At 57.0% G+C, this 7,570-nt stretch carries 7 protein-coding genes and 1 pseudogene; 3 read left to right on the top strand and 5 right to left on the bottom strand.

Annotation, left to right across the window (positions count from 1 at the left end; translation table 11 throughout):
* Positions 1–990, top strand: a 990-nt coding sequence (locus tag A3754_RS16120) for a VWA domain-containing protein (protein ID WP_063520522.1), incomplete at its 5' end; no start/stop codon positions are given.
* Positions 991–1,009: 19 nt separating this feature from the next.
* On the opposite strand, the gene A3754_RS16115 is transcribed toward A3754_RS16120, so the two are convergent.
* Positions 1,010–3,436: a hybrid sensor histidine kinase/response regulator gene (locus A3754_RS16115; RefSeq protein WP_063520521.1), complete on the bottom strand. Its 2,427-nt coding sequence runs from the start codon at positions 3,434–3,436 to the stop codon at positions 1,010–1,012.
* A gap of 136 nt (positions 3,437–3,572) precedes the next feature.
* On the opposite strand from A3754_RS16115, the gene A3754_RS16110 reads away from it, so the two are divergent.
* The gene (locus A3754_RS16110) at positions 3,573–4,124 is read left to right on the top strand and encodes a porin family protein (RefSeq protein ID WP_063520520.1); all 552 of its coding nucleotides are present in this window, start codon (positions 3,573–3,575) and stop codon (positions 4,122–4,124) included.
* Positions 4,125–4,210: 86 nt separating this feature from the next.
* Here A3754_RS16110 and A3754_RS16105 read toward each other — a convergent pair whose 3' ends face one another.
* Positions 4,211–5,545: an AarF/ABC1/UbiB kinase family protein gene (locus tag A3754_RS16105; protein WP_063520519.1), complete on the bottom strand. Its 1,335-nt coding sequence runs from the start codon at positions 5,543–5,545 to the stop codon at positions 4,211–4,213.
* Between the two features lie 214 nt (positions 5,546–5,759).
* Positions 5,760–6,197 carry a phasin family protein gene (locus tag A3754_RS16100; RefSeq protein ID WP_231880653.1) on the bottom strand — a complete coding sequence of 146 codons (438 nt, stop codon included), beginning with the start codon at positions 6,195–6,197 and terminating at the stop codon, positions 5,760–5,762.
* Positions 6,198–6,446: 249 nt separating this feature from the next.
* Here A3754_RS16100 and A3754_RS16095 point away from each other — a divergent pair, with 249 nt between their 5' ends.
* A complete protein-coding gene (locus tag A3754_RS16095) occupies positions 6,447–6,827 on the top strand; it encodes a hypothetical protein (protein ID WP_063520517.1) in 381 nt (126 codons plus the stop codon).
* A 38-nt stretch (positions 6,828–6,865) separates the two neighbouring features.
* Here A3754_RS16095 and A3754_RS16090 read toward each other — a convergent pair whose 3' ends face one another.
* Together A3754_RS16090 and A3754_RS27780 are read right to left on the bottom strand one after the other, a co-directional pair.
* Positions 6,866–7,057, bottom strand: a complete 192-nt coding sequence (locus tag A3754_RS16090) for a hypothetical protein (RefSeq protein WP_063520516.1) — start codon at positions 7,055–7,057, stop codon at positions 6,866–6,868.
* Positions 7,058–7,252: 195 nt separating this feature from the next.
* Positions 7,253–7,570, bottom strand: a pseudogene (locus tag A3754_RS27780) (short chain dehydrogenase); the annotation flags it as partial.

Raw genomic sequence — 7,570 nt, 5'->3', positions numbered from 1 at the left:
GAGGCCGCAGCACAAATGGATTTCACCCAGATGGAGGTGATTACCCAGCAGGGCCTGTATACCCGTCGCCTGCTGATGAACATGGGGATGGGGGCGGTGGATGACCGCATTCTGCAGCTGGATCAGGGCGATGCGCCCCGCCAGGCGCGGGCGGAGGCGCTGCGCCAGTGGCGACGGGAAGTGCGTGAGCAGGCCGCCGGCCATGTGCGGCGCCAGTTTTTGCTGCATGGTGCAGGCAAGGGGAGGGCGTTGCGGGAACAGACCATGCGTGCGGTGCCGTTTCGGCATTTGCGTGAATTCCAGGAAGTGAAAACCCTGGTGCGCCGCATGGCTCGGCGCCTGGCCAGTCTGCATCAGCGGCGCATGAAGAAAAGCCGGCGCGGCATGCTGGATGCCCGGCGCACCCTGGTGGCCGGTATTCGTCACGATGGGGTTCCTGCCCGATTGCACTGGCGTCAGCGGCCTGTGCAGAAAAGCCGGGTGATGGTGATTTGTGATGTGTCCAGTTCGGTGAGCGATGCGGCCCGTTTCCTGCTCCAGTTTCTCTATGCCATGAATGATGTGCTGCCACGGGTGCGTAGCTTTGCGTTTGCCTCTCGTTTTGATGAAATCAGCGAGGACTTTCAGCGCTACAGCCCGGACGTGGCGGTGGGACGGGTGCTGGACCGTCTTTCCGGTAGTGGCACCGATTACGGCGAGATGTTTGCGGATTTCTGGCGCCGTTGTGAACGGGAGCTGGACAGCCACACCACCGTTATCATTCTCGGTGATGCCCGCAACAACAACCTCCCGGAAGGCGCAGAGGTGCTGCAGCAGATTCGTCGGAGAGTGAAGCAGGTGTGGTGGCTGAACCCGGAAGCACGTTCCCGCTGGAACAGCGGCGATGCGGTCATGGATCGTTATCTGCCCCATTGCCGGCTGGCCCGCCAGTGCGCGTCACTGGATGATCTTGAGCGGATTGTGGATTCGTTGCTCAAGGGGCTGAATTAGTCAGGGCGTTTTTTTGAAATTAGAGGTTATGGGGTTTTGAAGGTGGTGCCCCGGCGTCACGAAGGATCTGCCGCAAGGTGGTTTGCAGGCGCGCCAGGTTCACCGGCTTGGCCAGATGCCCGATCATGCCGGCATCGTGGCAGGCATGGATCTTGTCCGGGATGGCGTGGGCAGTGAGGGCAATAATGGGAACCCAGGGCAAGCGGCCTTCCTGTTGCAGCTTGATAATCGCTCGCGAGGTTTCAAAGCCGTCCATGTCTGGCATTTCGCAATCCATTAATACCAGGTCGAAGGGCTGCTGTGCAGACATCAAGACGGCGATAGCTTCCAGCCCGCTCTCCGCCACTTCCGTCTCGTAGCCCAGTTTTTGGCACAGCCCCTCGGCCACCATCAGGTTGATGTGGTTATCGTCCACGATCAGCAATAGGCCGCCGGACAGGCCTCGCAGGCTGTCTGCGACGGGTTCCGAGGTAAAGGTATCGGCACGTTCCGTGGATGGGATGGGGAGCCGGAACCAGAAGCGCGAGCCCTGTTTGGGTTGGCTGTCCACACCGATTTCTCCTCCCATGATCTCTACCAGTTGCCGGCAAATGGCAAGCCCGAGGCCGGTGCCGCCATAGCGTCGGCTGGTGGAGCTGTCGCCCTGCTGAAAATGGTCGAAGAGTCGGCGCTGCTGCTCTTCGGTAATGCCAATGCCGCTGTCGTGCACCTCAAACAAGGCGTAATCCGCGTTGTCCGAATCCCGCTGTACCCGCACGGTGATGGTGCCGTTGTCGGTGAATTTCACCGCGTTGCTGATCAGGTTTACCAGAATTTGTCGCAGCCGCACCGGGTCGCCCATGCAGCGTTCGCCCACGTGGGGAGCAATGTCGAGTGTCAGGGTGTTGGAGTGAACGTGTGCCTTGTGCTGGAACAGGGCCAGGGATTCATTGATCAGGTTGAACAGGTTGAAGCTGGTTTGCTCGATGGGCATTTTGCCCGCTTCGATGCGGGAATAATCGAGGATGTCATTAATCAGGTTCAGCAGGCTGTTCCCGGACTGTTCAATCACGTTCAGATTGTGGCGTTGATCATCATCCAGGGAGGCTCCCTTGAGCATGTCCACGGTGCCGATAATACCGTTCAGTGGTGTGCGAATTTCGTGGCTCATTACCGCCAGAAATTCGCTGCGGGCGCTGAGCGCGGCATTCAGCTCCCCGGTGCGCTCGGTGACGCGCTGTTCCAGCACTTCGTTGGCTTCGCGTTGAATACGGACATTCTCGCTTTTCAGTACGGTCATGCGATGCGCCAGCGCAAAGGACAGCAGCAGTGCTTCGGTAAAGGTGCCCAGCTGCATGACGTTTTCCAGTATCCAGCCGCCGTCGATAAGCTGAAAGGTTTTTAGTATGTATGCCGTGGTGGCCAGTGCGACGGCGGTAAATGCCAGCAGAAAATACCTTGCAGGACTGTAGCCCTGCCGGATCAGGCAGATAGACAACGCAATGGCGATAAATGGCCAGGGAAGAACAACGGCGGTACTCGCCTGAATGAAGAAATGAAAATTCACCAGGGTTAGCGGCGCAGTGAGAATCAACACGCTGGCGGCGGCCACCAGCCAGCGATTGATGGCCGGTGCGCGTTTTTTGAGTTCCAGGAACTGGCAGGTAAACAGAATCGAAAACGCCAGTGTCAGCAGATTCAGAACCGGTAATGAGTAATGGTTCCACAGTGTGGCCTGGGGCCAGAGCCACTGATAGCTCAGCCCTTCGCGGGTGAACAGGTTCAGGGTGAACGTGCCCAGATAGAGAACATAAAGCAGGTAGCTACGGTCCCGGATGGAGACAAATATCAGCAGGTTGAACAGAAAAATAGCCACCATGGCGCCGAAATACAGCCCATAAAAAATGGATACCTGGGTGTCTTGCTGGTTGAAAGCGATGGGTGACATCAACGAAACCGGCAGTTCAATGACATTGTCACCCTGGGCGCGTAGCAGCAGGTAGCGTTGCGAATGCACCGGCAGATCGAGTGTGGAGATCAGATGATTGTGGGCAAAGGTGCGGGTGGCGAAGGGGATGCGATCACCAAGACGGTTATGCCACAGCTGTTTGCCTTGCCGATCAAAAAGGTAGAGATCGAGATAGTCCAGATGGGGGCGCCCCAGTCGGGCAAGCCACGATACCTGGCGGCTCTGATTGTCGATCGGCACGAGGAACCATTGCGGTCCGTCACGAAAACCCAGAGAGGGGTACTTGTCGTGAATTTCTTCACCTGCGCCATCGAGGAAGGCCTGCAGAGCCATTTCCGGGCTATAGGCGTGCTGGGGGTCGTCGAGCCACTGCATGCCGAGTGACGCCTGGTAGCTGTCCTGGTCATCGGTGAGGGTCAGGCTGTGGGCTGATGCGGCCAGTACGAGCAAAAGGAGGCTGGCAAGTCCCTGCCTGATGATGACGAATCCTTGTGTCATTCCCGATCCTGTTATCACTGTTATGTGGATACGGAGTTGGTGTTATCGATTCATTTTACAGAATTTACCGTAGTCGCTGGAACTGTGCGACAGATAAGGTCTCGAAATCGGTGACTTAACGGAAAAGGAGTCCTGTATGAAAGTCATTATGCGTAATGCACTGGTCCTGTCTTGTTCACTGATCGCCGCCCCGGGGGCGTTTGCTGCCGGCCCTTACATTGGCGGTAACTACAGCCAGATTCAGTACGACAATGAAGAATACGACACGGACACCCTGAAAATTGACTCGGCCACGGTTAATGCGGGTTTTGAGTTTACCGATTTTCTGGCGCTGGAAGCCCGTGGTGGTCTGGGTTTTGACGAAGACTCCCAGGGTATTGCTGACTTCGAAATGGATCACCTGTACGGGGGGTACGTGAAACTCGGCGCCCCCATTGGCGAAACGATTCGCCCGTATGTCATCGGCGGTTATACCAAGGTGAAAGGCAAGGTATCGGCCAATGGCACGGTGGCTGGTGTGGATTATTCCTACAGCGATACTGAAACGTTTGAAGATGAGTCCTATGGTGCTGGCCTGGATTTCAATATTACCGATACCGTTGGCGCCAACCTGGAATACATGCGCTATGTGGATACCGATGAAGAAGAAATTTCCGGTATCAGTGTTGGCCTGCGTTCCGCGTTCTGATTGCGGTAGCCAAACACAGGGATACAAAAACGCCCCTCCGAGTGAGGGGCTTTTTTGTGGTGGATGAGGCTGTCTGTTGGTGGGGGTCAGTCCCCGGGCGCAGCGGCGTTGATCGCTTTTTCCAGGTTGGGACGGAATGCGGTGTTCACGCCGAGTTTCATCATCGTCCAGTAGTGCCCGCTGATGACCCGTTCTACCAGCAGGCTGCGCGAGGAGGGCTGGAACTTGAGCATCTGTTCCAGTGGTGTGCGCTTCACCTGGCGCATGATGTCGGTATGCAGCTGTGAGTCTCCGAAATCGTAGGGTTCGTCATCAAAGGCTCGCAGTAACAGCTCGATCCAGACCGCATAAAAGTCACCGCTCACCCGGGTATCTTTTTTGCGGGCGCCCAGCTCCAGCAGCAGGGTGTCCAGAGTGCTCCAGTCCTTGTTGATGGCGGTGCGCACCAGACGCTTCAGTAATTCCGCATCCTGTTCGGGCAGGCGTTTAACCGCGCCAAAATCGTAGATCACGATGGTGCCATCCGGGCGGAAGGCAAAGTTGCCGGGGTGAGGGTCGCAATGGACCGCCCGCAACTGAAAGATCTGCTGACCAATGGCATCGAAAAGGCGTTCACCCAGCTGGTTACGGGTGGCCTGGTCGAAGCCGTGCGCATCGTCCACCTGGTCCAGTGCGGTGCCGGTTTCGTAGCTCAGGGTCAGCACCTTCTCACTGGAGAGGGCAGGAAAAACCTGAGGGATGACCAACCAGGGCTGATCTTGGTGGAAGGCCTGAAAGTGCTCCAGGTTGTTGGCTTCCTGTCGGTAATCCAGTTCCTCATGGAGCTGGTTGCGAATTTCCCGAAATACCGCATCCAGTGCTGCTTCATCCACTTTCAGCAAACTGCCCAGGCGCAGGATACGGCGCAGGTGCTTCATGTCCGAGTCGATGGATTCCTTGACCGCCGGGTACTGCACTTTCACCACCACTTCGGCGCCGTCCAGCGTCACAGCGTGGTGTACCTGGCCAATGGAGGCCGCGGCAAAGGGTTGTTCATCGAAGCGGGTGAATAATTCGTTCAGTGGCGCGCCGAGTTCGCGCTCCAGTTGTCGCCGAATCACATGAAATGGCATGGGGGCGGAGGCATTCTGGAGCACTTTCAGCTGATCGCTGATTTCGGCGGGAAGGATATCCTGCATCTGTGAGGCAATCTGGCCGACTTTCATGACCGCGCCTTTCATTTCGCCCAGCGTTGCGGCCACTTCCTTGCCGATATGTTGCATCAGCTTTTCCCGATCCGCGGCTTTGGACTGATCCGACTGGAACAGCCCCTTGACCTGATGCCCTGCCACGCGGGTGGCGATAGAGGTGGTCATGCCGGTGAGCCGGAACAGTCGGCCGGTAGCAGTAGTCGGGCGTTTTCGGCGACGATCGTCGGCCATGGTAAAACCTCGCGGGTTTTCTTGTTATGTATGCAGTTGCATCAAGGCTAGCGCTATGGGCCGCGTATGCACAAGGTGCAATAGTGCCAGAAGGCAGTTCGGGGAAGGCAGGCTGACGGATGGGTCAGACAAAGAAAAGGGGCCCAAACGGGGCCCCAAAAGGAGAGTAAGACAGAGTTAAAACAACACGTACTACATTTTCACAAAAACAGAATCAGCCGCGTTTTTCGCCGGTGGAAACCAGTTCGTTGAACAGTTTTTCACCTTCTTCGCGCGCAGTGGCAACGGCACCCAGGCCGGCCAGCAGGTATTCATTGGTTTCTTCGGCTTTCTCGCCGCGCTCTTTCTTGCCGGCTTCCAGCAGCTTTTCGTACAGGGCCTGACGCTTTTCCGGAGCGCTGTCGAGCAGTTCGCGGGCAGCAACCAGGGCGCCACGGCTAGCCAGCAGGGCTTTGGGCTTGTTTTCGGCATCGTCGCCGAAGGCTTTGGAGCCGTTCTCGACGTATTTGTTGAGAAGCTCTTCAGAGCCCTCTTCGGCCTTTTCGTAGGCGCCCAAGCCGGCCAGGTAAAGCTTGTTACCCAGTTCCTTGGCACGGTTTACCAGAGATTCGCTTTGTTCGCGGAGATCTTTCAGCTCGCCCATATCGATCATTCCTTAACGTTGTCCGGTGTTAAAAAGAGAGAATTTCTGTGCAACGTTTATTGCGCTGCGTGGACAAAGAGTAGGGATTGTTGAGGCAGGAACAGGCAATAACTGTCCAACAATTGGACATCGAGTCAGGGGCGGCGAAGTTTCAAGGTGTGATGTCCATCAAAGTTAGTACGCCAAACCGGCCATGGTCGGGATTTCTTCCCATGCGTACACTGGCAAAAAAGACTGTACCGGCTTAGAGAGAGCGACATGATTGAAAAGTTTATCGCCAAGGTGCCTTCCCGAATCTGGGCTGAGGGCCGCCCGGCCCGCGCCCGTCAATGGGAAGCGGAATTTAATGTGGCCTCCTGGGTGCGTATTGCCGGCGCGCCGGGCAAGGTGCAGCTGCTGGTGCGCTACATTGATAACAAGAATGATAAGGCGGTGCTGGTGGATACGGCCGATGTGGGCGGCGAGGGCAGTGCCCTGTTGTCAGGGTCCATTCGGTTGAAGTTGAGTGCCGAGGTGGAGCAGGTGCAGATTTCCCTGCGTCTGGCGGACCCCGCCATGACCCATGTGGTGGAGGAGCTGTTCATGCAGCGACGTGGAGCGGCACTGAAGTCTTCCGACAAGTTGATTTCCAACTACTGATTCTGTTTTCCGTGCGGTCGGTTGCCAGAATGCCTGTGTCAGCCTTGCTGGCTGACGCGTTGCGGGGCGGCCGGCCTGTCCGTGTCTTCGCTGTCCTGCGCGCGCACTGTGGTGTCGCTGTTGTCGATCAGCGATTCCGGCCAGCTTTGAAAATCCAGCCCGGTGAGTCGGTTCAGGTTCTTCAGGGCCGTTTCGGGGCGGTGTTTGTGTAAGGTCAGTATCTTGCTCATGGCACTGTTCCCTGTGATTTGGGGTCAATAAAGCGAGAACTGTGCCAGTCGCAGGTTTCTGCTTTTCTCTTTTTATAACAAAGACTTAAAAATTTGCTATGAAAAAGGGGACAGGGTGGCCGGCGGGGTGCGGCAGCAAGTGACAATTTTGGTAACCCCTGCCGCGAGCCCACCCTGTGCGGTTGCCTGGTCTGCCTAGTCCAGGAAAAAGTCCGGTAGCAGCTGGTTGTCTTCCAGTGTCGGGTCGACCCGGTACGGGCTGAAATCCGTCGTGCCGGTTTCTCTCAGAATCTCTTCATCAATGAAAAACTGCCCGGAGGCGCTGGCCATGGGGCGAGACAGGATGGCGTGGGCGGCATCGGCCATGATGGACGGTTGCCGTGCTGCCTGCACCGCCGGTACGCCACCGAGCTGATTCTGCACCGCGGCGGTGTTGATCACGGTTTTCGGCCACAGCGCATTCACTGCGACTTTGCCCCGGTATTCATCGGCCATCCCCAGCACACACAAGCT

This window comes from Alcanivorax sp. HI0083, assembly GCF_001635175.1.
Note: the sequence above shows the minus strand (reverse complement) of the source record. Positions and strands in the feature narration are given on the sequence as shown.

Coding starts and splice junctions, on each gene's coding strand:
- A3754_RS16100 (WP_231880653.1), bottom strand. CDS start 6,197: ATGATCGATATGGGCGAGCTGAAAGATCTCCGCGAACAAAGCGAATCT.
- A3754_RS16090 (WP_063520516.1), bottom strand. CDS start 7,057: ATGAGCAAGATACTGACCTTACACAAACACCGCCCCGAAACGGCCCTG.
- A3754_RS16115 (WP_063520521.1), bottom strand. CDS start 3,436: ATGACACAAGGATTCGTCATCATCAGGCAGGGACTTGCCAGCCTCCTT.
- A3754_RS16105 (WP_063520519.1), bottom strand. CDS start 5,545: ATGGCCGACGATCGTCGCCGAAAACGCCCGACTACTGCTACCGGCCGA.
- A3754_RS16110 (WP_063520520.1), top strand. CDS start 3,573: ATGAAAGTCATTATGCGTAATGCACTGGTCCTGTCTTGTTCACTGATC.
- A3754_RS16095 (WP_063520517.1), top strand. CDS start 6,447: ATGATTGAAAAGTTTATCGCCAAGGTGCCTTCCCGAATCTGGGCTGAG.